This is a genomic window from Sphingobacterium sp. SRCM116780 (genome assembly GCF_021442025.1).
In the GTDB taxonomy this organism is placed as follows: domain Bacteria; phylum Bacteroidota; class Bacteroidia; order Sphingobacteriales; family Sphingobacteriaceae; genus Sphingobacterium.
Genome location: NZ_CP090446.1, coordinates 3,587,234 through 3,610,948, shown reverse-complemented (window position 1 = coordinate 3,610,948; position 23,715 = coordinate 3,587,234). Strand labels below are relative to the sequence as shown.

At 35.9% G+C, this 23,715-nt stretch carries 20 protein-coding genes; 12 read left to right on the top strand and 8 right to left on the bottom strand.

Annotation, left to right across the window (positions count from 1 at the left end; translation table 11 throughout):
• The first annotated feature begins 30 nt into the window (after nucleotides 1–30).
• Together LZQ00_RS15540 and LZQ00_RS15535 are read left to right on the top strand one after the other, a co-directional pair.
• Nucleotides 31–771: an aspartate/glutamate racemase family protein gene (locus tag LZQ00_RS15540; protein WP_234510180.1), complete on the top strand. Its 741-nt coding sequence runs from the start codon at nucleotides 31–33 to the stop codon at nucleotides 769–771.
• A gap of 148 nt (nucleotides 772–919) precedes the next feature.
• Complete coding sequence (locus tag LZQ00_RS15535; protein WP_234510179.1) at nucleotides 920–1,633, top strand: pirin family protein; 714 nt, start codon at nucleotides 920–922, stop codon at nucleotides 1,631–1,633.
• 279 nt (nucleotides 1,634–1,912) lie between these two features.
• Here LZQ00_RS15535 and xseB read toward each other — a convergent pair whose 3' ends face one another.
• Both xseB and xseA read right to left on the bottom strand, forming a co-directional pair.
• Nucleotides 1,913–2,128, bottom strand: coding sequence for an exodeoxyribonuclease VII small subunit (gene xseB / locus LZQ00_RS15530; protein WP_234510178.1), 216 nt, complete (start codon nucleotides 2,126–2,128; stop codon nucleotides 1,913–1,915).
• Entirely contained in the window at nucleotides 2,118–3,386 is a 1,269-nt protein-coding gene (gene xseA, locus LZQ00_RS15525) for an exodeoxyribonuclease VII large subunit (RefSeq protein WP_234510177.1), read from the bottom strand. The genes xseB and xseA overlap by 11 nt, the downstream gene beginning before the upstream one ends.
• Before the next feature lie 104 nt (nucleotides 3,387–3,490).
• Here xseA and LZQ00_RS15520 point away from each other — a divergent pair, with 104 nt between their 5' ends.
• Both LZQ00_RS15520 and LZQ00_RS15515 read left to right on the top strand, forming a co-directional pair.
• The gene (locus LZQ00_RS15520) at nucleotides 3,491–5,260 is read left to right on the top strand and encodes a serine hydrolase domain-containing protein (protein WP_234510176.1); all 1,770 of its coding nucleotides are present in this window, start codon (nucleotides 3,491–3,493) and stop codon (nucleotides 5,258–5,260) included.
• Nucleotides 5,261–5,265: 5 nt separating this feature from the next.
• Entirely contained in the window at nucleotides 5,266–6,429 is a 1,164-nt protein-coding gene (locus LZQ00_RS15515) for a dipeptidase (RefSeq protein ID WP_234510175.1), read from the top strand.
• On the opposite strand, the gene LZQ00_RS15510 is transcribed toward LZQ00_RS15515, so the two are convergent.
• Genes LZQ00_RS15510 through LZQ00_RS15500 form a run of 3 tightly spaced genes read right to left on the bottom strand, consistent with a single transcriptional unit; the run spans nucleotide 6,426 to nucleotide 7,856 of the window.
• On the bottom strand, nucleotides 6,426–6,707 hold the full coding sequence (locus LZQ00_RS15510; protein ID WP_234510174.1) for a DUF1294 domain-containing protein: 282 nt from the start codon (nucleotides 6,705–6,707) through the stop codon (nucleotides 6,426–6,428). The genes LZQ00_RS15515 and LZQ00_RS15510 overlap by 4 nt on opposite strands.
• Nucleotides 6,708–6,744: 37 nt before the next feature.
• Nucleotides 6,745–7,356: a hypothetical protein gene (locus LZQ00_RS15505; RefSeq protein ID WP_234510173.1), complete on the bottom strand. Its 612-nt coding sequence runs from the start codon at nucleotides 7,354–7,356 to the stop codon at nucleotides 6,745–6,747.
• Nucleotides 7,356–7,856 (bottom strand): RNA polymerase sigma factor, encoded by a 501-nt coding sequence (locus LZQ00_RS15500; RefSeq protein WP_234510172.1) that lies wholly within the window; start codon nucleotides 7,854–7,856, stop codon nucleotides 7,356–7,358. Before LZQ00_RS15500 ends, LZQ00_RS15505 begins: the two co-directional genes overlap by 1 nt.
• A 96-nt stretch (nucleotides 7,857–7,952) precedes the next feature.
• Here LZQ00_RS15500 and radA point away from each other — a divergent pair, with 96 nt between their 5' ends.
• Nucleotides 7,953–9,338 (top strand): DNA repair protein RadA, encoded by a 1,386-nt coding sequence (gene radA, locus LZQ00_RS15495; protein ID WP_234510171.1) that lies wholly within the window; start codon nucleotides 7,953–7,955, stop codon nucleotides 9,336–9,338.
• Between the two features lie 52 nt (nucleotides 9,339–9,390).
• On the opposite strand, the gene LZQ00_RS15490 is transcribed toward radA, so the two are convergent.
• Complete coding sequence (locus tag LZQ00_RS15490) at nucleotides 9,391–10,071, bottom strand: peroxiredoxin family protein (protein ID WP_234510170.1); 681 nt, start codon at nucleotides 10,069–10,071, stop codon at nucleotides 9,391–9,393.
• Nucleotides 10,072–10,271: 200 nt separating this feature from the next.
• Here LZQ00_RS15490 and LZQ00_RS15485 point away from each other — a divergent pair, with 200 nt between their 5' ends.
• The 3 genes from LZQ00_RS15485 to nagB all read left to right on the top strand — a co-directional run bounded on the left by LZQ00_RS15485 (nucleotide 10,272) and on the right by nagB (nucleotide 15,945).
• The gene (locus tag LZQ00_RS15485; protein ID WP_234510169.1) at nucleotides 10,272–12,725 is read left to right on the top strand and encodes a DUF5686 and carboxypeptidase regulatory-like domain-containing protein; all 2,454 of its coding nucleotides are present in this window, start codon (nucleotides 10,272–10,274) and stop codon (nucleotides 12,723–12,725) included.
• A gap of 16 nt (nucleotides 12,726–12,741) precedes the next feature.
• The gene (locus LZQ00_RS15480) at nucleotides 12,742–13,884 is read left to right on the top strand and encodes a methionine aminotransferase (RefSeq protein ID WP_234510168.1); all 1,143 of its coding nucleotides are present in this window, start codon (nucleotides 12,742–12,744) and stop codon (nucleotides 13,882–13,884) included.
• A gap of 141 nt (nucleotides 13,885–14,025) precedes the next feature.
• Entirely contained in the window at nucleotides 14,026–15,945 is a 1,920-nt protein-coding gene (gene nagB, locus LZQ00_RS15475) for a glucosamine-6-phosphate deaminase (RefSeq protein ID WP_234510167.1), read from the top strand.
• Between the two features lie 104 nt (nucleotides 15,946–16,049).
• On the opposite strand, the gene LZQ00_RS15470 is transcribed toward nagB, so the two are convergent.
• Together LZQ00_RS15470 and LZQ00_RS15465 are read right to left on the bottom strand one after the other, a co-directional pair.
• Complete coding sequence (locus tag LZQ00_RS15470) at nucleotides 16,050–17,954, bottom strand: heavy metal translocating P-type ATPase (RefSeq protein WP_234510166.1); 1,905 nt, start codon at nucleotides 17,952–17,954, stop codon at nucleotides 16,050–16,052.
• A 118-nt stretch (nucleotides 17,955–18,072) separates the two neighbouring features.
• Entirely contained in the window at nucleotides 18,073–18,423 is a 351-nt protein-coding gene (locus tag LZQ00_RS15465; RefSeq protein ID WP_234510165.1) for a phage holin family protein, read from the bottom strand.
• 197 nt (nucleotides 18,424–18,620) lie between these two features.
• Between LZQ00_RS15465 and LZQ00_RS15460 the strand changes: the two genes are divergently transcribed.
• From LZQ00_RS15460 to typA, 4 genes are all read left to right on the top strand, one after another.
• Nucleotides 18,621–19,049, top strand: a complete 429-nt coding sequence (locus LZQ00_RS15460; protein WP_234510164.1) for a DUF2147 domain-containing protein — start codon at nucleotides 18,621–18,623, stop codon at nucleotides 19,047–19,049.
• Between the two features lie 139 nt (nucleotides 19,050–19,188).
• Nucleotides 19,189–20,436, top strand: a complete 1,248-nt coding sequence (locus LZQ00_RS15455) for an ABC transporter permease (RefSeq protein WP_234510163.1) — start codon at nucleotides 19,189–19,191, stop codon at nucleotides 20,434–20,436.
• A 116-nt stretch (nucleotides 20,437–20,552) separates the two neighbouring features.
• Nucleotides 20,553–21,743, top strand: coding sequence for a glycine C-acetyltransferase (gene kbl / locus LZQ00_RS15450; protein ID WP_234510162.1), 1,191 nt, complete (start codon nucleotides 20,553–20,555; stop codon nucleotides 21,741–21,743).
• A gap of 78 nt (nucleotides 21,744–21,821) precedes the next feature.
• A complete protein-coding gene (gene typA / locus LZQ00_RS15445) occupies nucleotides 21,822–23,627 on the top strand; it encodes a translational GTPase TypA (RefSeq protein ID WP_234510161.1) in 1,806 nt (601 codons plus the stop codon).
• Nucleotides 23,628–23,715 lie beyond the last annotated feature (88 nt).

The following is a 23,715-nucleotide window of genomic DNA, read 5'->3' as shown; positions in this document are numbered from 1 at the left end:
AAGTATAATTAGATTAGAAAGGAGAATATTATGATAGGTATTATTGGTGGAGTTAGTCCTCGAGCAGGATTGGATATTTATAAAAAGATTATTACAGAAACAGTTGCTGCGACAGATCAGGAACATTTGCCTGTTTTGTTATTTTCCTTTCCCAATCTGATTGGTGGACGTACCCAATATTTATTGGGAAATTCAACTGTTAACCCAGCTTTGGCATTGGCTCAAGTAGCACGACAATTGGAAGCAGCAGGAGCGACGGTTGCCGCGATTCCCTGTAACACAGCACATGCAGAACCTATTTTTTCTGTTTTTGAACAGGAATTGATTCGGACGAACCAAAAGATCAAAATTTTAAACTTAATAAAAGAAACCGTTTCTTTTATTAAAAGATCGTTTCCAAATTCAAAAGTTGGTATTTTGTCTGATTTTGGCGTTCGGAATGAAGGACTATATCGAGATCTGCTATTAAAAGAAGGTTTTGAAGTGGTTGAATCTTCTGATGAATGGCAAGAACGTGTTTATGCTGCTATTTATGATCCTGAATATGGCATTAAGGGACAATCGTTGCCTATAACAAATAAGGCTCGTCTGGATTTGCATGCTGCTATGGATGAGTTAAAAAAAGAGGGAGCAGAAGTTGTTGTATTGGCATGTACAGAATTACCGCTAGCCATTCCAGAAAGTGATCACAATGGTATGACCTTAATTGATCCTAATCGTGTTTTAGCTAGAGCGTTGATCCAGGCGGTAGCTCCTCATAAATTGAAATAAATGGGCTAATTAACAGGTTAGCAAATAGTTTTAAATTAAATTTAGAACTATTTTTTGTCATTATGTCATGCTTTCTGAGTTTTTTTATCTGATTTTAAGATTGGTATACATATTGAATGTTCAAACATGTACTATAAAATATAAATAGATGCAAAAGATAATTCATAAAGCAGAAAATCGTGGACACGTTGACTTTGGATGGTTGAAAAGTGCACACTCATTCAGTTTTGGACAATACCATGATCCGAAAAAAATCAACTTTGGAGCTTTACGTGTTTTGAATGATGATTTCGTCGAGGCAGGAAATGGTTTTGGTCGACATCCGCATGATAACATGGAGATTGTTAGTATACCTTTGGAAGGTGTGTTGGAGCATCAAGATAGTATGGGGACCAGTAAGGCTATCGAAACTGGAGATGTACAAATTATGTCTGCAGGAACTGGGGTTCAACATTCCGAATTCAATGGAAGTAAAGAAAACCCAGTTAAGTTTCTACAGATTTGGATAGTTCCAAATGAAAGACAACTCACCCCTAGCTATGATCAAAAATCATATTTGGCATTAGACCGCAAGAATAAATTCGCAACGATAGTTTCTCCTAAAAAAGAAGATACTGATGCGGTATTGATCCAACAAGATGCTTATTTTAATCTTGCTGATTTGGAAGAGCATAAAACGATCAACTACCAATTGCATGGAGAAGGTAAGGGCGTGTACGTTTTCTTGCTTGAAGGTGAAATTAATATTGCTGGTGAGACACTAAAACGTCGAGATGCTATTGGTGTTTATGAAATTGATGAAATTGCTATTGAAGCAACTCAAGATGCAAAGATTCTTTTGATTGAAGTCCCTATGTTTTAAAAGATATTATATTTTATAAAAAGTTAGTTTGCGAAAACTAACTTTTTATGTTTCAGACTAAGAGTTAAGTATAGCCTGCCCTTTATAAATTTCTTCTTAACACAACAAGTTTTTATTAGTTTCTATCCAATCACCAGTTCGTTATTTATCTCATTAAAGAGCTTGAGTACACAAACAGTCTCTTAAGTATATTTTGATGGTAATAAGCGGTATGCTATGTAGCGCTATTGCCTGTGACATAAAAACAAAGACAAATTCTTATTTGTTGAATGTGATGAACTATTCTTCTTCCGGTTGTATTGGTGCTAGATTTTGTAATAATTGATTGACCTCCTCTTCTGTAGAAGTAAGTTGAGCTCTGCATATTTGAATTAAAAGAGAGGCTCTTTTAATCTTCTCTGTAAGGATATCAATATTTGTGTTTCCAGACTCAATATCTTGAACGATTTGTTCTAATTCTCGAAAAGCTTCTGTATAGGTATAATTATTTTCCATTGTTAGTTATTTTTTGCGCAATACTAATAATTTCTCCATCCCAGACCTGGGTTGTTATTATATCATCTTCTTTTATCTGATGGATCGAGACAAGTAATTCTCCATTTACTTTAGTCATCGAAAACCCTTTTTTCAACAGTTGAATAGGATCTGCAAGTTGAATCAATTTTTCAATATGGTCCAGTGAGGTCTGTTGTTGACGAAAGATATAAGAGAGGTTCATTTTTAAATCTTTTTCAAAAGCAGATAGTTCAACTTTTGCCTGTTGAATAGCTTGCTGGGAAGACCATTTAATTTCCGAAGTGAAGGATTTTAATTTTTCATTTTCCGTTTTGAAAATTACTTGGCTCTGTTGTAAGATCCTATTTGTTAACTGATCCAAAGGGATGGCGAAATTATGAAATTTCTGAATTAAGAAATCGGCTAATTCACTTGGCGTGATGGCATTTTTATACGCGACCATTTCACTCACGGTTAGATTGGTAGAATGCCCAATACCAGTTAGCACAGGTAAAGGAAATATAGCGATTGCTTTGGCTAATAAATAATTGTTATAGCTTGACAAACCAACCTCTCCACCTCCGCCGCGGATAATAGCAACCGCATCGTAAGATGAGCATCTTTCTGCAATAACGGACAACTGTTTGATAATAGAGGGAACAGATTTATCTCCTTGTAATAAGGCTGGATAAAGTGTATGTTCGATCTTATATCCCCAAGGATTTTGATTGATGATTTTATAAAAATCGGATAATCCTTTACTTGTTTCAACCGAGATAATGGCCAATCGCTTCGGTAATGTCGGAAAGGGAAGGCTTTTATTTGCATCAAAAACCCCTTCTTCCTTCAGCGCATGGATACTTTGTAATTTCTCTTTTTCAAGTTCCCCTAAAGTAAAAGTAGGATCTATATCGACAATTCTTAAACTCAGGCCATACATAGGGTCGTAAGAGATACTTGCTTGGAAAAGCATGGTAATTCCTTCTCTAAGAGGTTCCTGAGCAATTTTTAGAAAATGATTATTGATTCTTTGATAGTCTGCTTTCCAGAGAATAGATCGAATTTCAGCGACTATTTTGCCCTCTTTTTTTTCGACCAATTCTGGATAACAATGTCCTGAATGAGAATAATGATTCAATTTATTCATCTCAGCTTTGATCCAATACAAGTTTTTATAACGCTCAGCAATAGTTTTTTGAATGCTACGTGTTACTTCCAGTAATGAAAAAATTGTTCTATTTTCTAAAACTTCGGGCATAAACCAAATATAGGATTATTAAATGTAATATTACTGATGCGTTTTTGTGCATGATTATATATCTTTTATTTGTACATTTACTTAGTAGACCTATTCTAAAACACATGATAAAAAGTAAAATAAAATTTTTAATAGTTGGGCTTTTCGCAATAAGTTCATTAACAATAACCCCATTAAAAGCGCAATACAAATCGGCGATTAAAAATGAGACAGTTCTTTTCAATAATGTCGATGGACAACTTCCATTAGGAAAATTGGATCAGTATACAATAACGGTTTCTATGCAGGACTCAAGTTTGTTTGGTGCTTTTAAGGAACAGTTATCGCGTTATGGATCTGTTAATTATGCTGGTTTTGACAATTTTGATGAACACATCAAGTATAGTAATGTCGTTATTGTAGCGATGAAGTCTGAAGAGCTGACCGCTGGATTTGTTACGCAACTGCAACAAGCGATGTTGAATAATAAAAAGGTCATTCTAGCAATTTTTGGGAAAGGAGAAGCACTGTCACTTTTGGATGGATTGAAAAGTCCTGTCTTATGGAATGAGCATGCTACTATTGAAACGCAGAAAAATGCAGCGATGACTATTTTTGGAGGACTTTCAGCAGTTAATAAACTTACAAAAACGTATTCCAATAGTTATATAAAAGGCATGGGGGAGGTCACGAACCAAACCCGCATTCAATATAGCCAAGGTAAGAACGCTGATATTAATATTGAGAAATTAACAAAACGTATTGACGCCATCGCTGAAGAAGCAATTGCAAAGGAGGCAACTCCAGGTGCAGTAGTGATGGTTGTCAAAAATGGTCAAGTAATCTTCGAAAAGGGTTATGGTTACCATACGTACGCAAAAAAGGTACCGACAACAATTAATAATATTTTTGATATGGCTTCAGTCAGTAAAATAGTGGGTACGACTCCTGTTATTATGCGATTGACAGAACAAGGAATCGTTGATCTCAATAAACCGATTGGGGCATATCTTTGGTTAGCAAAATCAACGAATAAAAAAGATATTCCGTTGCGCAGTGTGATGTTACATGAGGCCGGATTTACACCTTTTATTCCATTTTATAAATATTTAAAACCAGGAGATGTACAGCGTTACTATTCGTCAACACATAACGTAAAAGTAGCCGATAGCGCTTATTTGGTTAATCACTATTATCGAGATGTCATGTGGCCTGAGATGTTAAAATCAGAGGTAAAACCCATTGGAAATTATGTGTATAGTGATATCAGCATGTATGTGATGAAAGAGGTCGCCGAACATCAGACTGGAGAACCTATGCAAGATTATGTGCAAGAAAATTTCTATCGTCCATTAGGAATGAAAACAGCAGGATACAATCCTCGAGAACGTTTTGCTAAAGAAATGATTATCCCAACGGAAAACGATACCTCATTTCGAAAAGTCTTACTGCAAGGTTATGTACATGATCAGGGAGCTGCGATGGCAGGAGGGGTTGCGGGTCATGCCGGGTTATTTGCTAGCGCGAATGATTTAGCCATTTATGGACAATTACTGTTAAATAGAGGAGAGTATGGGGGAGAACGGTTTTTTAAAAGTGAAACCGTAGACAAGTTCACTTCAAGACAATCGACGATCAGTCGTAGAGGTTTAGGTTTTGATCGCTGGGACTCTGATCTTAAAAAAGAGTATCCTTCAAAATTAGCGAACTCCTCTGTTTTTGGACACACAGGTTATACGGGTACATGCATTTGGATTGATCCGCAAAATCAATTGGTATATATCTTTTTGTCGAATCGTGTTCATCCCCAAGTATCCACAAAGCTGTTGGATCTGAATATCCGTAGTCGCATTCAGGATGCAATTTACGAGACGATAGCGGAAAGTAAAAAATAGCGATAATGGGAAAAGATGTTTTAACATTCGGAATAATCATATTATTATCTGGAATAGGGATGACCAAGGCACAAGAGTATAAATCACTCCATCGAGAACTGAAAGTTGTTGATGGGCATAATGATGTGATCGTTAATTCTATACTAAAAGGAAAGGATATTAGTAATCGTCTGGATGTTAATCATACAGATATACCTCGATTGAAGGAAGGAGGCGTTGATGTGCAAGTTTTTGCTGTCTGGTCTGATGATAAGAAATGGAAAACAGGAGCTTTTCAACATGCGAATGATCAAATAGATGCTTTAGAAAAAGTTCTCGCGAAGAATCCTGAAAGAATTCAATTGGCGAAGAATAGTGCCGAAATAGATCAGATTACAAAGCAAGGGAAAATTGCTGCGGTGATTGGTATTGAAGGTGGAAATATGATTGAGAGTAGTATTGCTAATTTGGAAGTCCTTTATAATCGAGGTGCTCGGTATTTGACCTTAACATGGAATTATGATCTTCCTTGGGTAACTTCTGCAGCAATAGAATCAAAAACAAAATCTAATGAAGGAAAAGGTTTGTCAGCATTAGGAAAAGATATTATTAGAAAGATGAATGCATTGGGTATGATGGTTGATCTGTCTCATGCAGGAGAAAAAACTTTTTACGATGTCATGGAGACAACAACTAAACCTGTTTTGGTTTCTCATAGTAACGCTTATCATTTAACCCCTCATTTTCGTAATTTGAAAGATGCCCAACTTGTTGCTTTGAAAAAGAATGGTGGAGTTGTTGGCGTTAATTTTTACTCGGGATTCCTCGATAAAAACTATGAAAAACGTGTCAAAAAGCTTTACCGAAAACAGTTTGGAAATAAAGGAGATTATACGCTTTCTGCTTCCAGTCAATATGAAGAGCTAACGAAAGAATACAAACATGAGGCCGATGTGCCCATGTCTCATCTGTTAGATCATATCGATTACTTGGTGAAAAAGATCGGTATTGATCATGTAGCCATAGGCTCTGATTATGATGGGATCGAATCTGCCCCTCAAGGATTAGAAGATGTCAGTAAACTTCCAAATTTAACAAAATCTTTGTTGAATAGGGGCTATAAGAAGGAAGATATAGCGAAAATAATGGGCTTAAACTTTTTGCGCATTCTGAAAGAAAATGAAAATTAGATGAGGTTATTGTATTTAGCACCTATATAGATACCTATTGCTATTTGTAAGGAGACGATAAGATAAAAGGGAAGTAAAAAGCTTCTCTTTTGTGTTTTATGTCTAAATAATTGCATGGCAATAAATCCTCCCACAGAACCCCCTACAGCACATAAAGTGAGTAATGTCTTTTCTGATATTCTATAATTACCCTTTGTAGCCCTTCGCTTATCAATATAAAAAAATAAGATGGCTAGAAAATTAATAAATAAAAACGAAAATAATATAAACTGCTTCATGGGTTGTAAAGGTAAAAATACAGGATCATTTATGCAATTATTCTTGTTCTAAACGCGTCAATTCTTCGTAGTTAGTATTGAGTTTTTTGAGTAATAAGCCGTAGATTAAGTAATAATAGCCTTTTATTATTTTTATAAAAATGTATCCAAATACGATATAAAGAAAGATACCCAAAATAAAAATAAGGAATGCCATTAACCAGTTATGGGTTTCATAAACCTCCATCGTGATTTTATGTATAATTGAAAGGACAATCGTATAATGTACGCACCATAAATTAAATTTGATATAGTGATTGGCATTTTTTCGGACAGCTAAAATATTTTCCATTAACGATTTCGTGTTCTGGGTATTTTTTATGTTATTTAAAAGTGTATAAAAAATGTAAGCAAAGTAGAGAACAGCTCCAGCGGAAAGTATTTCATAAACCCAGGTGAGAATTTCGAAAATAAGAAATTCTTCTTTTTCATAAGGCAGGATGATAGAAAGAATAATGCCGATCGAAAGCTCTAAGCAGCAGATGATAAAAATCCATTTTACAATCGAAGTCGAGCTCTTTTGTAGCATCCCCTTAATATCAGATTGATTTACTTTTTTAAAAGCTTCATCTTCTTTCCATTGCCTTTTAAATTGATCTAACTCATCCATTACAACGCTCCTTTCTTTTTTAAAATCTCTTTCAACTTTGTTTTTGTACGGTTCATTTTGACGCGAGCATTTACTTCATTAATCCCTAATGTCTCTGCTATTTCCGAATAATCTTTATCCTCTAGGTAAAGGTATATAAGCGCTTTTTCAATATCATTTAATTGATATATTGCTTCATATAGATGCTTGAGCTGATCTTCTTTTTCATGATCATATTCTTCGTAGGATATCTTTTCGAACGTTTGGTTCCATGGTACAGTACTTAATTTCCTTTTTTTGCTTCTAAAAAGAGAAATTGCGGTATTTAAACCAACCCGATAAGCCCAAGTACTGAACTTGGCTTCTCCTTTGAATCTGGGGTATGAGTGCCAAAGTTGAATGGTTATTTCTTGAAAGAGATCTTTCCGCTCATCCTCTCGGTCTGTATATATCTTACAGATTTTATGAAGAATATTTTGATTCTTTTCTAAAAGGATGACAAACTCTTGTTCCAAATTCATGCACGATAAGTCGACAGATCTTCGATCTTGTTACAAAATATATTAAGAATTTTTAATAACCTCATGAAGCCGCTAAAAAAATGTTAATTTCGTACAATGGCAAAGACAAAATCAGCATATTTCTGTCAAAGTTGCGGCTTCGAATCTGCGAAATGGTTAGGGCAATGCCCTTCTTGTAAACAATGGAATTCTTTTGTAGAAGAAGTCATTGAGAAGTCAAGTTCAAAAGTTCCCGAATGGCGGAGTACAGCAGCAACTTCTTCACCTAAGCGCGCAAATAAAGCTGCGGTTATTCACGAAATCGTGTACCAAGATGAATCACGGATATTAACCCCAGATCAAGAATTTAATCGTGTATTAGGAGGAGGGATTGTTCCAGGTTCATTGGTGTTAATAGGAGGTGAACCAGGAATAGGAAAATCGACACTGATGTTACAATTGGCATTGTCGATTCCAAAGGTGAAAACCTTGTATATCTCTGGAGAGGAAAGCGAACAGCAGATTAAGATGCGAGCGGAAAGACTCTCGCAATCATCCAATGCGAACTGTTATATCTTAACAGAAACGTCTACCCAAAATATTTTTAAGCAAATAGAAGCAGTAGAGCCTAATGTTATTGTTATTGATTCGATACAAACGTTGCATTCTTCTCAAATAGAATCGGCACCAGGCTCGGTATCTCAAGTGCGAGAATGTACAGCAGAGCTGTTGCGGTTCGCAAAGGAAACAAGTACACCCGTATTGATTGTTGGTCATATTACCAAAGATGGTTCTATCGCAGGGCCCAAAGTATTGGAGCATATGGTGGATACGGTTTTACAGTTTGAAGGAGATCGACATCATGTATACCGTATCTTACGGGCGGTCAAAAATCGCTTTGGCTCAGCTTCAGAACTTGGGATCTATGAAATGCAAGGTTCAGGGCTGAGGGAAGTTTCTAACCCATCTGAAATCATGATTTCACAACGGGATGCTCCTGTAAGCGGTGTGTCGATTGCAGCGATGTTAGAAGGTGCACGTCCCATGATGATTGAAGTTCAAGCCTTGGTCAGTAATTCCGCTTTTGGTACCCCACAACGTACCTCTACGGGGTTTGATACCAAAAGATTGAGTATGTTACTGGCAGTCTTAGAGAAACGCTTTGGCTTTCGATTAAGTGCACAAGATGTATTTTTAAATATTGCAGGAGGGTTGCGCGTAGAGGATCCCGCTATTGATTTGGCGGTTATAGTCGCTCTTATTTCCTCTCAACAAGACATTCCTGTCAAAACGAGTATTACATTTGCTGGTGAAGTAGGTCTTTCAGGAGAGATTCGTGCTGTAAACCGAATTGAACAACGTATTGCTGAAGCTGAAAAATTAGGCTTTGATGGCATCTTTATTTCCAAATTTAATACAAAGGGATTAGATGCAAAGAAATATAATATTGCTATTCGTCCAGTAGCAACGCTTGAAGATGTCTTTCGAGCTTTATTTGGATAGTGTAGAAGCAAACAAAACAGGAGCGATTATCGCTCCTGTTTTGTTTGTCAAACTATTTTAAGACTTCCCTTAATTTACTGTTCAACTCTTCACCATGTAGATTTCTAGCAATGATTTTTCCTGTAGGATCAATGAGCACATTTTGTGGGATAGATTTTACACCATATAGCGTTCCGACATCATTTTGCCAGCGCTTCAAGTCGGACACATGTTTCCAATGTAATTGATCTGCGTGGATGGCTTTGATCCAAGAGGCCCTATCCTTATCAAAAGAAATTCCTAAAATCTCGAAATTTTTGTCTTTAAAAATAGCATAAGTCTTGACTAAATCAGGACTTTCTACGCGACAATCAGGACACCATGATGCCCAAAAATCTAATAAAACATATTGACCTTTAAAGTCGGATAATTTTACAGGAGTTCCAGTTGTATCATTTTGAGAGAACTCAGGAGCCTGTTTACCAACCATGACTGTTGACAAGGTTTGTAGATATGTTGCAAACTCTTTTCCTTCGTTTGATTTTTTAACCTTTTTAGTTAGTGTATTATACAAATTCTGCAATTCTGTATATTCAGGAGTATATCCACCAACCCTTCTTAAATCAACCAGAGATGAGATGGAATCTCGATTTGCTTTAACGCGCTCAATATATTCTTGTTTCGTTAGTTCCTTCTTTTGAGCAGTAGCTAAAAGAGGTAGACAGAAAAGAAGGTATAAAAATATTTTATTCATAGCTTTTATCATTTAATAAGCACAAATCTATTAAAATCTATAAAATTAGTCGATTAAATTAGTGTAATTATTTTATATTTTACATTTTATAAAGAATACTTGCCGTCTATTTATATTTTTGTCACAGACAATGAATTATTTAGACAATGATAAACAAGTTTAAGCAGGTTACTTTTTTTATTATAATTGCAACATTGATGATGGTAAACCAAACTGCGATTGCTCAGATTCGCGGAACCGTTTTGGATGTGAATGGTAAACCTATTGCTTATGCTACCGTTTCTATTCAAAATACAACAATCGCTACTGCTACAAATCCCCAAGGAGGATTTGAATTGCGAATTTCTAAAAATGGAAAACAGCGCATCAACATTCAGAATCTTGGTTATAAAACAAAAGTTATCACTGTCGATATTAATTCCCAACCTTTTGAAATGGCAAAGATTCTGCTTGAACCAGAAATTCAGAATCTGGCAGAAGTTGTCGTTCGAGCTAAACGAGAAGATCCTGCAAATCGCATCATAAAAGCGGCAATTAGAAACCGCTCATTAAATGGAGCTAAAAACGACAAATTTACTGCCGATTTTTATTCTAGAGGTCTTTTTCAGGTCAAAGATATGCCAAAGAAAATCCTGGGACAGAAAGTAGATCAAGAAGAGTTTATGCTTGATTCTACAGGATCTGGGATATTATATCTCTCAGAAACGATCTCGAAACTCGCATTTCAGAAACCAAATAAACTGAACGAAACGATTATTGCTTCTAACGTGAGCGGTGATAATAAAGGATTCAGCTATAATACAGCTATAGGTGCAAATTTTGATTTTTATGAAAATCAAGTTGATCTAGGAACAAAACTTGTTTCACCTTTGGCTAATTTTGCTTTCTCTTACTACAGATTTGTTAAAGAGAGTGGATTCGTAAACGCAGGAAAAACGATTTATAAGATAAAAGTAATTCCTTTGCGAGTACAAGAACCTGTCGTATCAGGATTTATCTATATCGTTGAAGATACTTGGGAAATCTATGCTGTCGATTTCATGATTACTGGGACTCAAATGAATAAGCCAATTATGGATAAGCTTCATCTGGTCCAACAATACAATTATAGTCAATTGGATAATCGATGGTTTAAATCTCTCCAAACAATAGATTTTGACGCAGGTGCACTTGGTTTAAAATTTTCAGGTCGATTTACACATAATTTCTCTAATTATAATTTTGTGGATCATTTCAAAGAACAGACATTTTCCAATGTGCTAACCACTATACAGGCTGACGCAAATAAAAAAGATACAACTTATTGGAAAAATAATAGACCCATACCACTTACAGAGATTGAACGCAACGATTATCATAAAAAAGATAGTATTCAGGAGATAAGAAATTCTGCACATTATTTAGATTCAATCGATGATAAACATAATAAATTCTCCCCAATGAACCTGATCACAGGTTATGAATTTCGTCATTCCAAGAAACATATTGTCTTGAACTATAATGGTATTCGAGATTTAACAAAGACAAGCTTTAACACTATTCAGGGATGGAATTTTAATTTGGGATTGTCTGCAAAAATTGGTGAAGATGAAAAAGGAAGTCTTACATCTGCGCGGTTACAGTTTAATTATGGATTAGCAGATAAAAAATTATATACATTAGGGAGTATTCAGCATTTATTTAATAGACAATCATATGATTTTTTAGAGATTACTGGAGGGGAAATCGCTTCTCAGTTTAATGAAAATGAACCCATCAGCCGTTTTGTGAATATGATTTCCTCGTTATTTTTCAAGGATAATTATATGAAGATCTATCAAAAGACCTTCATCAAAGGAACCTATTCACGAAATGTCACGAATGTTATAAAATTGTCAGGATGGTTGGAATATAATAAACGGTCACCATTGATAAATAATACCAATTATTCATTCTTTAAGAAAGATGTGCCTTATTTATCCAATGATCCGCTTAGTTTTAGGGAAGATAATTTGGAAGGATTTGAACCCCATTCAATTTATAAATTGGGCATCCAATCAAAGTTCAATTTTGGTAGAAGGGTCATTCAGCGACCAGATGAGCGGATGTTTGTTGAAAACAAATCTTACCCTACTTTAGCAATCAATTATGTGCAGGCTTTTTCTGCCTCTTTGCGCAAATACGCGTATCAATCGGTCAGTGCTGAAGTTGATCAACGTGTTGATTTTGGTAATAAAGGATTGTTATCAGCTAAATTGAGAGGAGGTAAGTTTTTCAATTCGTCAGGCATTTCATTTATAGATTACCAACATTTCAATGGTAATCAAACACACGTCGGTACAAGCAATGATTATTTGAATAATTACTTATTACTACCCTATTATACACACAGTACCAATGATGCTTATTTTGAATTACATGCAGAGCATAATTTTAACGGATTTATCATGAACAAAATCCCTCTTCTAAATAGGTTGAATTGGCATACAATAGTCGGATATCATACTTTGATAATTCCACATGAGAAACCTTATCATGAACTTACAGCAGGTTTTGATAATATAGGTTTTGGTAAGTTTAAAGGATTGCGGATCGACTATGTACGCTCATTTCAGGGATCTGTAACAAAGGACGGTATCATGATTGGATTGAAGGTGTTTAATATATTCAAATAATTAAGTTTTATAGATAATGAATTTGCAATCTAAGCTTCCTCATGTGGGAACAACTATTTTCAGTAAAATGTCTGCTTTGGCGCAACAGCATGGAGCTTTAAATCTAGCACAAGGCTTTCCTGATTATGAGACAGACCCATATTTGATTGAATTAGTAAATCGGTATATGAAAGATGGGTTTAATCAATATGCGTTTATGTCAGGGGTATTGCCATTGCGGGAAAGAATAGCAGAGAAAGTCTGGAATACGCATCAGGTGCGTGTGGATATACAAGATGAAATTACGGTTACAGCTGGTGGTACGCAAGCTATTTTTACAGCTATAGCGACAGTTGTTGAAAAAGGAGATGAGGTATTGATTTTTGAACCAGCATATGATTGCTATGCACCCACAGTTGAACTGTTTGGTGGTCGAGTTGTTCCTGTGGCACTGCTGGCTCCAGACTTTAGTATTGACTGGGAATATGTTAAAAGTTTAGTGAACGAGAAAACTAAATTAATCATCATTAACAATCCCAATAATCCAACAGGGAAACGATTAGGAAAAGAGGATATTAATGCTTTGGCAGCAATAGTAACCTCTTCTCATACATTTGTATTGAGTGATGAAGTTTATGAGCATATCGTATTTGACGGTCATCAACCCTATTCTTTATTAGCACATCCGATTTTAAGAGAAAGAAGTTTTGTTATTGCATCCTTCGGAAAATTGTTACATGTTACGGGATGGAAAGTAGGGTATTGTATTGCCCCTCCGGTATTAACGAAGGAATTTAGAAAAATTCATCAATATACTGTATTCAGTGTACATACTGCTGTACAAATGGCTATAGCTGAATATCTGGAAAACCCGGAAATCTATTTAAGTTTAGGAGACTTTTTTGAAGAAAAAAGAAATTACTTGATTGAAGGAATCCAATCTTCAAAATTTACTGTTTTACCGAGTCAAGGAACCTATTTTTTAAATATTGATTATGCTGCTATTTCGGATGAACCTGAATTGCTTTTTGCGGAACGATTGATCGTTGAAAAGAAGATCGCGTTAATCCCCATTTCTGCTTTCTATACAGAAAATCTGAATCAACATATTTTGAGAGTTTGCTTTGCAAAAAAAGCGGAAACACTCGTACAAGCCGTTGATTTACTTAATAATATATAAAAAATTTTTAGAATTTGTTTGATAACAAACGTGTGCATTTATATATTTATTAGAAAAGGGTTAAAAAGTTGTAAAATATGATAGATAAGCTACAATATTTTATAAATTTGTAATTCACCTTATCAATACTATATTCTAATAATGGCTAGATTAAATTTATTGGAAGCAACACGCTTTGAGAAAGTTCCTGTAAGTGTGTATCCTGACCCAAGTACAGCTTCCAAAGTTGTTGCAAAGCGTATTGCGGATATTATCCGTAAAAAGCAAGAAAATGGCGAAAATGCAGTTTTAGGTCTTGCGACTGGTGCTACACCCGTTAAAGTTTACGCTGAATTAATCCGTTTGCATAAAGAGGAAGGTTTAAGCTTTAAAAATGTGATCACATTTAACTTGGATGAATACTATCCCATGCAGCCAGATGCTGCACAAAGTTATGTGACCTTTATGAATAAAAACTTATTTGATCATGTCGATATTGAACGATCAAATATTAATATTCCTGATGGAACATTAGCAATAGACTTAATTCATAAGGCATGTGAAGCTTATGAACAAAAAATTACTGATTTAGGTGGTTTAGATATTCAAATTTTAGGAATTGGACGTACAGGTCACATTGGTTTTAATGAACCAGGATCTGCACCTAACTCTGGTACACGTGTTGTCACATTGGATGATTTAACTCGTCGTGATGCTTCTCGCGATTTTGGTGGTAAAGAAAATGTACCACGTAAAGCAATTACCATGGGAGTTGGTACCATTTTCAAAGCGAGAGAAATTATCTTGATGGCTTGGAGTGGAAACAAAGCAGAAATTATTAAAAAAGCAGTAGAAGGAAAGATTTCATCTGAGATCCCAGCTACTTATTTACAATTATCTGAAAATGTTGAATTCATTTTAGATACAGATTCTGCTTCTTTGTTAACAAGATTTGATTTGCCTTGGTTGGCTGAAGATATCGAATGGACACCTATTTTAATTAAAAAGGCTGTTGTTTGGTTGGCTTTGGAAGTGAAGAAACCAATATTAAAATTAACAGAAGAGGATTACAATAATCATGGTATGGCTAAGTTGGTGACCCAGAATGGTCCAGCTTATAATATCAATATTCAGATTTTTAATGAATTGCAACATACCATTACAGGGTGGCCTGGAGGTAAACCCAATGTTGATGATTCACAAAGACCTGAGCGTGCTAGTCCGGCAAAGAAAACGTCCATTGTTTTCTCTCCGCACCCAGATGATGATGTAATCTCTATGGGAGGTACTTTCATTCGTTTAGCAGATCAAGGTCACAACGTCCATGTTGCTTATCAAACTTGTGGTAACACAGCTGTTTGGGATGATGATGTTGTCCGTTATTTGGAATTTGCAGAAGATTTCGCAAATGAGATGGGTATTGATTCATCAAAAATATCAGCATTATACAAAGAGAGTCGTGAGATTTTTGATAACAAAAAACCAAACCAAATCGATACAGATATCGTTCGTAAAATAAAAGCTTTGATCCGTAAAGGAGAAGCTATTGCGGGAGCAAGATTTGTTGGTTTACCAGATACGAATATTCATTTTCAAGATTTACCTTTCTACGATAGACAAAAATTTGCGAAGGATGTTTCTTTTGAAGATGATATCCAACTAACAATGGAGTTATTGCGCAAGGTAAAACCGCATCAAGTATTTGCTGCAGGAGATTTTGCGGATCCACATGGTACACATAAAATATGTTTTAATATTATATTTGAAGCATTGAGTCGCTTGAAAGCTACTGATGAATGGACGAAAGATTGTTGGTTGTGGTTATACCGTGGTGCTTGGCATGAATACCCAATTCATGAAATTGAAATGGCTGTTCCATTGTCTCCACAGGAGGTTTATCGCAAGCGTTTAGCAATTTTTAAACATCAATCACAAAAAGATCTTCCTGTTTTCCCAGGAGATGATCCACGTGAGTTTTGGGTACGTGCAGAAGATCGTACAAGCGAAACTGCAGGACTTTATGATCAATTAGGATTAGCAAATTACGAGGCGATTGAAGCTTTTGTAAGATGGAAATTCTAACGAGACTTTAATTATAATGAAAAGGCTTTCCACAATTGGAAAGCCTTTTTTATGAGCTTTAATTATTCAGTCTGCGCGATTGCGATTCCGACTTTAATAGATTCTTAAACCTTCATGTTTTGAATACGTACGGCATTTAGAATAGCGACCAACGCCACACCGACATCTGCAATTACAGCTTCCCATAGATTCGCGATACCACCAGCACCTAAAATGAGCACGATAACTTTAACCGATAAAGCTAAGATGATGTTCTGCCAAACAATCTGACGGGTTATTTTTCCGATTTTTATGGCTGATAGTATTTTATCTGGCTCATCATTTTGGATGACGATATCAGCCGTTTCGATCGTTGCATCTGCACCAAGTCCACCCATTGCAATACCGACATGAGCTAATGCAACAACAGGAGCGTCATTAACACCATCGCCTGCAAAAGCGACTTTTCTACGAGCATCCAAAAGCTCTTGTACATGTTTTACTTTATCCTCTGGTAATAAGTTGCCATAGGCCTTGTCAATTTTTAATTGACGAGCAGCTTCGTCGACAACGGATTGTTTGTCTCCAGATAACATGACTGTATAAAGCCCCTGTTCTTTCATGCTTTGAATAACAGACCCAGCTTCTTCTTTGATCTGATCAGCAACAGTAATATAACCCACATATTGATGCTCTATGGCAAGAATAACAATGGAATCGACAATGGTATTGATTTCTGAGGGATATTTAATTTGATACTTATCTAATAGCTTGCTGTTTCCAGCTAAGATCGTTTTGTTTTGAATGATCGCCTTCAGGCCATGACCTGCTATTTCCTCCACATGATCGATTGAAAAACTGCTGTTGATATCTTGGCGATAACGTCGAATAGCACTAGCAATAGGATGTGTCGACTGCGATTCAATGGATTTAGCATACCGAATGAAATCCTCTTCAGATATAGCTGTTGCCACTACAACATCCTTCACCTCAAATACTCCTTTGGTAAGTGTACCTGTCTTATCCATAACTACTGTATCGATGGTGCTAATCGCGTCTAAAAAATTACCTCCTTTAAAAAGAATCCCATTGCGGGAAGCTAAACCAATCCCTCCAAAATATCCCAATGGAATAGAAACAACTAAAGCACATGGACAGCTGATCACTAGAAAGACAAGGCCTCTATAGAACCATTCTCTAAACGAATAATCTGCGACAAAGAAATAAGGTAATAGACAAACAGAAATGGCTAAGGCGAAAACAACAGGAACATAAATCTTAGAAAATTTAGTAATGAATAGCTGTGTCTGTGATTTTCTAGCCGTAGCATCTTGAACCATTTCGAGTATTTTGCTTAGCTTACTGTCTTTAAACAGGCTTGTTACGCGTACTTTACTCACGGTATTGAGGTTGATCATACCAGCCAGTACTTCATCTCCCTTATATTTCGTGTCAGGTTTACTCTCACCAGTCAAAGCAGCAGTATTGAAAGCAGCAGCTTCGGTTTCTAAGAGCCCATCTAAAGCGACTTTTTCTCCAGCTTTTACTAGGATGATTTCATCAATGTTAATTTCCTTAGGGTGAGTTTCCATCTCTGTATTATTCCTAATGACTGTTACAGACTCGGGTCTTATATCTAAAAGTGATTTGATATTGCCTTTAGCGCGGTCCACAGCGGTATCCTGAAACCATTCCCCGACCTGGTAGAATAGCATTACTGCAACTCCTTCTTCGTATTCTCCAATTGCAAATGCTCCAATTGTAGCAACTGTCATCAGGACAAATTCATTAAAGAAATCGCCTCGGATACTTTTTCGAAGAGCAAGTTTTAATACAGGCAGGCCTGCTAAAAAATAAGCGGCTAGACAGCAGGCAAATTTTACCTTATCGGGTAACGAAACCTTAAAAATATACGTTAGCGCAAGTAAACCCATTAAAATAAGAAAAGAAAGAATAAGGTCTATTTTCTCTCGATACCAAGGTTTGTTTTCCTGAAGGTGTTCATGATGATCAATTGAATTTTCGCACATAATAATTCTCTTTCTAGTACTAATTTACTGCGATTAACAAGATAAGAAATATAAATTAATTAAAAACAAAAGGCTTCCTGTGTTCAGTAGGAAGCCTTTTGTTTTAAAAAGTTTTATTTTAATCTTTTTTACTTGGAAATAACTTTCCAACGATCATTTCTAATACAGCAACTACGATTGCAAAAAGAGCTGCTGTCCAAAAACCAGAGACATCAAATTTTGAACCTAATAGGGAGTCTGTTAATAAAATCATTAACACCGTAATGATAAAAGAAACCAATCCAAGTGTTAGCCAATTCAGTGGAAAAGTGAATAATCTCAAAATGGATCCAACAGTTGCGTTAACAAATCCAATAACAAGACCTGTTACAATAGCCCATAGGAAGCTTTCAACATGTACTCCAGGAGATATATAAGCAGCTAATGCTATGACTATACCTGTAATAAGTAGGCTAATAATAAATTTCATGATATTATAATTTTAGTTAATTCGTAATAAAAATATATCAAATGCGATGCCAAATTACAAAGAAGAAATATGCGAAATAGGAATATAAACCGATTAAACTTTTCGTATTATTTTGAGTTTAATAGATTAAATAGTTTATATATTATGCAGGCATAATATTTTTTTGTAAATTCATCTAACAATTATAAATAAACAGTATGAAAAAAATGATCATGACGCTAATGATGTTGTTTACATCACTGGCAATTTTCGCTCAATCGGATCCTATTATTGGGAAATGGCAAAATCCTAGCGGAGAAGGAAGAATAGAAATCTACAAAAAAGGAGATAAATACTTTGGTAGATTATATTGGTTAAAAGAACCGAATGATGCACAAGGACATCCTAAAAAAGATACGAAGAACCCAGAAAAGAGTTTGCAAAGTAGACAAACTCAAGGTTTGGAGATTTTGACTAATTTCTCTAAGGATGGAGATGTTTTTAGCGATGGTAAAATCTATGACCCTAAATCAGGAAAAACATATAGCTGTAAGATGACCTTACAGGGAAATAATAAGTTGGATATTCGTGGCTATGTCGGTGTGAGTTTATTTGGACGGACTGAGACCTGGAAAAAAATTAATTAATATTTTAAGCTAGAAAAGGAAAGCGCTACTTATTTTAAGAGCGCTTTTTCTTTTTTTGAAGTCTTAATTTTTAAAAACATTGTATAATTAATTTAATAGCAGTAATTTCAGCAACAGAATTAATATCAATAGAACTGCTATGGCTGTTAAAATGTCCTATTCTGAGAATATAAAACTTGCTTTACAATCTATTGTGGGCAATAAGTTGCGTACATTTTTAACAGCACTTATTATTGCCATAGGTATTACAGCATTGATAGGCGTATTAACCTCTATTGACGCCATTAAATCCTCTTTGACAGATTCTTTTTCTTCCATGGGATCTAATTCTTTTAATATTCGAAATCGAGGTTTAAATGTACGAATTGGAAATAGTGGTGAACGATCTAAAGTTTATTCCGCTATTACGTACCGTGAAGCATCTAGCTTTAAAGAACAGTTCAATTTTGATGCGGTTACTTCGATAAGTGCGAATGTCTCTTGGGCAGCAACAGCCAAATATAAATCAGAGAAAACAAATCCAAATATTGGTGTCATTGGTACAGATGAAGCCTATTTAAAGACTTCGGGCTATAATCTAGCTTTAGGACGTAACTTTACAGCTAGAGATGTTTTTATTGGAAATTCTGTCGTCATTATTGGTGATGAGGTGTATCAAAAAATATTCAAAGGAACAGTTAATCCAATCGGAGAATTTATGACGATTGGGGGGGTACGCTATCAGGTGATAGGCGTACTAAAAAATAAAGGGTCAAGTGCTGGAATGGGAGCAGATAAAGCTTGTTTTATTCCGTTAACAAAAGCAAGGACAGTAATGGGGGGGCAGGAGCCATCCTATACCATTACGGTATCTTCTAATGATCCTATTCGTTTAGAAGCAGCTGTGGGCGAAGCGACTATTGTTTTTCGAAATATTCGGGGATTAACAGCCAAGCAAGGTTCCGATTTTGAAATTACAAAGTCTGATGCGGTGGCGCAGATCTTATTGCAGAATATGGTGATCGTGACCATGGGAGCTGTCGTTATTGCACTAATCACGTTAATAGGAGCATCTATTGGCTTGATGAATATCATGCTGGTATCCGTAACAGAACGAACACGAGAGATCGGGATTCGAAAAGCAATTGGAGCAACACCATCCGTGATTAGAAAGCAATTTTTAATAGAAGCTGTTGTCATTTGTTTGATAGGTGGTGCTGCTGGAATTTTGTTGGGTATTGTTATTGGCAATGCACTTGCTTTACAATTAGGGGCCTCCTTTATTGTACCATGGAATTGGATCTTTTTAGGATTCACAGTTTGTGTTATCGTGGGCATGATTTCAGGCTATTACCCTGCCTCAAAAGCATCAAAACTAGATCCTGTTGAAGCTTTACGTTATGAATAATAAAATTGTGCAAACGGTTTAACGCACGCTTTGTCCATTAATAACACAAACTTCATGTATTGCCTAAGAAAAATCTTCTTATAAAGTCTTATTATTGTAGAAAATTTTGAACTATTATGTATAAAACTCTTCAACCTGCATTGCAGAAAGAATTGGCAGCGATTAAAGAAGCTGGTTTGTATAAAGAAGAACGCGTAATTACTACGCCTCAAGGTGCTGACATTAAAGTGAGTACTGGTGAAGATGTCATCAATTTTTGTGCAAATAACTACTTAGGATTATCATCACATCCAAAAGTAACGGAAGCTGCAAAGAAAGCGATTGACTCACATGGCTATGGTATGTCTTCTGTACGTTTTATTTGTGGAACGCAGGATGTTCACAAAGAGTTGGAAGCAAAAATTTCTAAATTTTTAGGAACAGAAGATACGATTTTATATGCAGCAGCTTTCGATGCTAATGGAGGTGTATTTGAACCCTTATTAGGAGCTGAAGATGCTATCATTTCAGATGAATTGAATCACGCTTCCATTATCGATGGTGTTCGTTTGTGTAAGGCACAACGTTTTCGTTATAAGAATGCCGATATGGCTGATCTAGAAGCACAACTACAAGCCGCTTCAGGTGCACGTCACCGTATCATTGTAACCGACGGGGCTTTCTCTATGGATGGTTCTGTCGCTCCTTTAGATCAAATTTGTGATCTAGCAGATAAATACGAAGCTTTAGTGATGATTGATGAATCACATTGTACTGGTTTTATTGGTAAAACAGGTCGTGGTACACATGAATTGTACAATGTAATTGACCGTGTTGATATTATCACAGGAACATTGGGTAAAGCATTAGGCGGTGCATCGGGAGGTTTTACTTCTGGCCGTAAAGAAATTATTGATATGTTACGTCAACGTTCTCGTCCATATTTATTTTCGAATACTTTGGCCCCAGCTATCGCGGGCGCTTCTGTAGCGGTATTGGATATGCTAAGTGAGACCACAGATTTACGTGATAAATTAGAGTCAAACACGACTTATTTCCGTGAAAAAATGACCGCAGCAGGTTTTGATATTAAACCAGGATTCCATCCTATAGTGCCTGTTATGCTGTATGATGCCAAGTTGGCGCAAGAATTTGCGAGTAAAATGTTGGCCGAAGGTATCTATGTGATTGGCTTCTATTATCCTGTTGTTCCGCAAGGAAAAGCACGTATTCGTGTTCAAATTTCTGCAGGTCACGAGGTTAGCCATTTGGATAAAGCAATAGCTGCATTCACAAAAGTTGGAAAAGAATTAGGTGTAATCAAATAAAATACACAGAGTTATATAAATTTGTGATGCAAAATACTTATCTTTGCACCCTGAATTTAAAACAAATTTACTTGCTGGATGCAAAATATTAGAAATATAGCGATTATCGCTCACGTCGATCACGGTAAAACTACGTTGGTAGACAAAATCTTACACTTCACTAATCTTTTTAGAGACAATGATGGTACAGGTGATTTAATTCTAGATAACAATGATTTAGAACGTGAACGCGGTATTACAATCGTTGCTAAAAACGTTTCTGTTCAATATAAAGGTGTAAAAATCAACGTAATTGATACTCCTGGTCACGCCGATTTTGGTGGTGAAGTTGAGCGTGTATTGAAAATGGCTGATGGTGTTGTGTTATTGGTAGATGCTTTTGAAGGCCCAATGCCTCAAACACGTTTCGTAACGCAAAAAGCCTTAGCTTTAGGTTTGAAACCCCTAGTTGTTGTTAATAAAGTAGACAAAGAAAACTGTCGTCCTGAAGAGGTTTATGAGAATGTATTTGATCTGTTCTTTAGCTTAGATGCTACAGAAGAACAATTAGCATTCCCTGTTTTATACGGATCTTCGAAAAATGGTTGGATGTCAACAGATTGGAAAGAGCCAAAAGAAGATGTATCTGAATTATTAGATGCGATCATCTCTCATTTTCCACCATCTCCTTTTTATGAAGGTACTTTGCAAATGCAAATTACATCTTTAGATTACTCTACTTTCGTAGGTCGTATCGCAATTGGACGTGTTGCACGCGGAACAATCAAAGAAGGTCAACCCATCTCATTGATGAAACGTGATGGCAAAATCGTTAAATCTCGTGTGAAAGAATTACATACGTTCGAAGGTTTAGGTCGTCGTCGTGTTACGGAGGTTTTATGTGGTGATATTTGTGCTGTAGTTGGTATCGAAGGTTTTGATATTGGTGATACTATCGCTGATTTTGAAAACCCAGAGCAATTAGAAGTAATCCATATCGATGAGCCTACAATGAACATGTTGTTCACGATTAATAACTCTCCTTTCTTTGGTAAAGAAGGTAAATTAGTTACTTCTCGTCATATTCATGATCGTTTACAAAAAGAATTAGAGAAAAACTTAGCATTACGTGTAGTTCCTACAGAATCACCTGATGCATGGTTAGTATATGGTCGTGGTATTCTCCATTTATCCGTATTGATCGAAACAATGCGTCGTGAAGGTTACGAATTGCAAGTAGGTCAACCGCAAGTTATCTTGAAAGAAATTGATGGTAAGAAATGTGAGCCAGTAGAGGTATTGGTTGTAGATGTTCCTGCTGAAGTTTCTGGTAAAGTAATCGAATTGGTAACACAACGTAAAGGTGAGTTATTGATTATGGAAACAAAAGGTGAAATGCAACACTTAGAGTTCGAAATCCCTTCTCGTGGTATCATTGGTTTACGTAACAACGTATTGACTGCTACTGCTGGTGAAGCTGTAATGGCACACCGTTTGAAAGGTTACGAGCCTTGGAAAGGTACAATCCCTGGACGTTTGCATGGTGTATTAATCTCTTTAGATAAAGGTACTACAACAGCTTATTCTATCGATAAATTACAAGATCGTGGTAGATTCTTCGTTGATCCAGGAGTGGATATTTATGAAGGACAAATCTTAGGTGAGCATATCCGTGATAACGATTTAACCATTAACATCGTTAAAGGAAAGCAATTAACAAATATGCGTGCTTCTGGTACAGATGATAACACACGTATCGCTCCAGCAATTAAATTCTCTTTAGAGGAATCTATGGAATATATCCAAGCAGATGAGTACATCGAGGTAACACCTTTATCTACTCGTTTACGTAAGATCTACTTAACAGAGAATGAACGTAAAGTAAATGGAAAAAAATTCCAATAAGCGTATTGGATAAATGATAATAGGGAAGCCTTCGAGAAATCGGAGGCTTTTTTTGTTAAGTTTTACTTCCTCTTATAGCTATTTTGTA

Coding starts and splice junctions, on each gene's coding strand:
- LZQ00_RS15540 (WP_234510180.1), top strand. CDS start 31: ATGATAGGTATTATTGGTGGAGTTAGTCCTCGAGCAGGATTGGATATT.
- LZQ00_RS15535 (WP_234510179.1), top strand. CDS start 920: ATGCAAAAGATAATTCATAAAGCAGAAAATCGTGGACACGTTGACTTT.
- xseB (WP_234510178.1), bottom strand. CDS start 2,128: ATGGAAAATAATTATACCTATACAGAAGCTTTTCGAGAATTAGAACAA.
- xseA (WP_234510177.1), bottom strand. CDS start 3,386: ATGCCCGAAGTTTTAGAAAATAGAACAATTTTTTCATTACTGGAAGTA.
- LZQ00_RS15520 (WP_234510176.1), top strand. CDS start 3,491: ATGATAAAAAGTAAAATAAAATTTTTAATAGTTGGGCTTTTCGCAATA.
- LZQ00_RS15515 (WP_234510175.1), top strand. CDS start 5,266: ATGGGAAAAGATGTTTTAACATTCGGAATAATCATATTATTATCTGGA.
- LZQ00_RS15510 (WP_234510174.1), bottom strand. CDS start 6,707: ATGAAGCAGTTTATATTATTTTCGTTTTTATTTATTAATTTTCTAGCC.
- LZQ00_RS15505 (WP_234510173.1), bottom strand. CDS start 7,356: ATGGATGAGTTAGATCAATTTAAAAGGCAATGGAAAGAAGATGAAGCT.
- LZQ00_RS15500 (WP_234510172.1), bottom strand. CDS start 7,856: ATGAATTTGGAACAAGAGTTTGTCATCCTTTTAGAAAAGAATCAAAAT.
- radA (WP_234510171.1), top strand. CDS start 7,953: ATGGCAAAGACAAAATCAGCATATTTCTGTCAAAGTTGCGGCTTCGAA.
- LZQ00_RS15490 (WP_234510170.1), bottom strand. CDS start 10,071: ATGAATAAAATATTTTTATACCTTCTTTTCTGTCTACCTCTTTTAGCT.
- LZQ00_RS15485 (WP_234510169.1), top strand. CDS start 10,272: ATGGTAAACCAAACTGCGATTGCTCAGATTCGCGGAACCGTTTTGGAT.
- LZQ00_RS15480 (WP_234510168.1), top strand. CDS start 12,742: ATGAATTTGCAATCTAAGCTTCCTCATGTGGGAACAACTATTTTCAGT.
- nagB (WP_234510167.1), top strand. CDS start 14,026: ATGGCTAGATTAAATTTATTGGAAGCAACACGCTTTGAGAAAGTTCCT.
- LZQ00_RS15470 (WP_234510166.1), bottom strand. CDS start 17,954: ATGTGCGAAAATTCAATTGATCATCATGAACACCTTCAGGAAAACAAA.
- LZQ00_RS15465 (WP_234510165.1), bottom strand. CDS start 18,423: ATGAAATTTATTATTAGCCTACTTATTACAGGTATAGTCATAGCATTA.
- LZQ00_RS15460 (WP_234510164.1), top strand. CDS start 18,621: ATGAAAAAAATGATCATGACGCTAATGATGTTGTTTACATCACTGGCA.
- LZQ00_RS15455 (WP_234510163.1), top strand. CDS start 19,189: ATGGCTGTTAAAATGTCCTATTCTGAGAATATAAAACTTGCTTTACAA.
- kbl (WP_234510162.1), top strand. CDS start 20,553: ATGTATAAAACTCTTCAACCTGCATTGCAGAAAGAATTGGCAGCGATT.
- typA (WP_234510161.1), top strand. CDS start 21,822: ATGCAAAATATTAGAAATATAGCGATTATCGCTCACGTCGATCACGGT.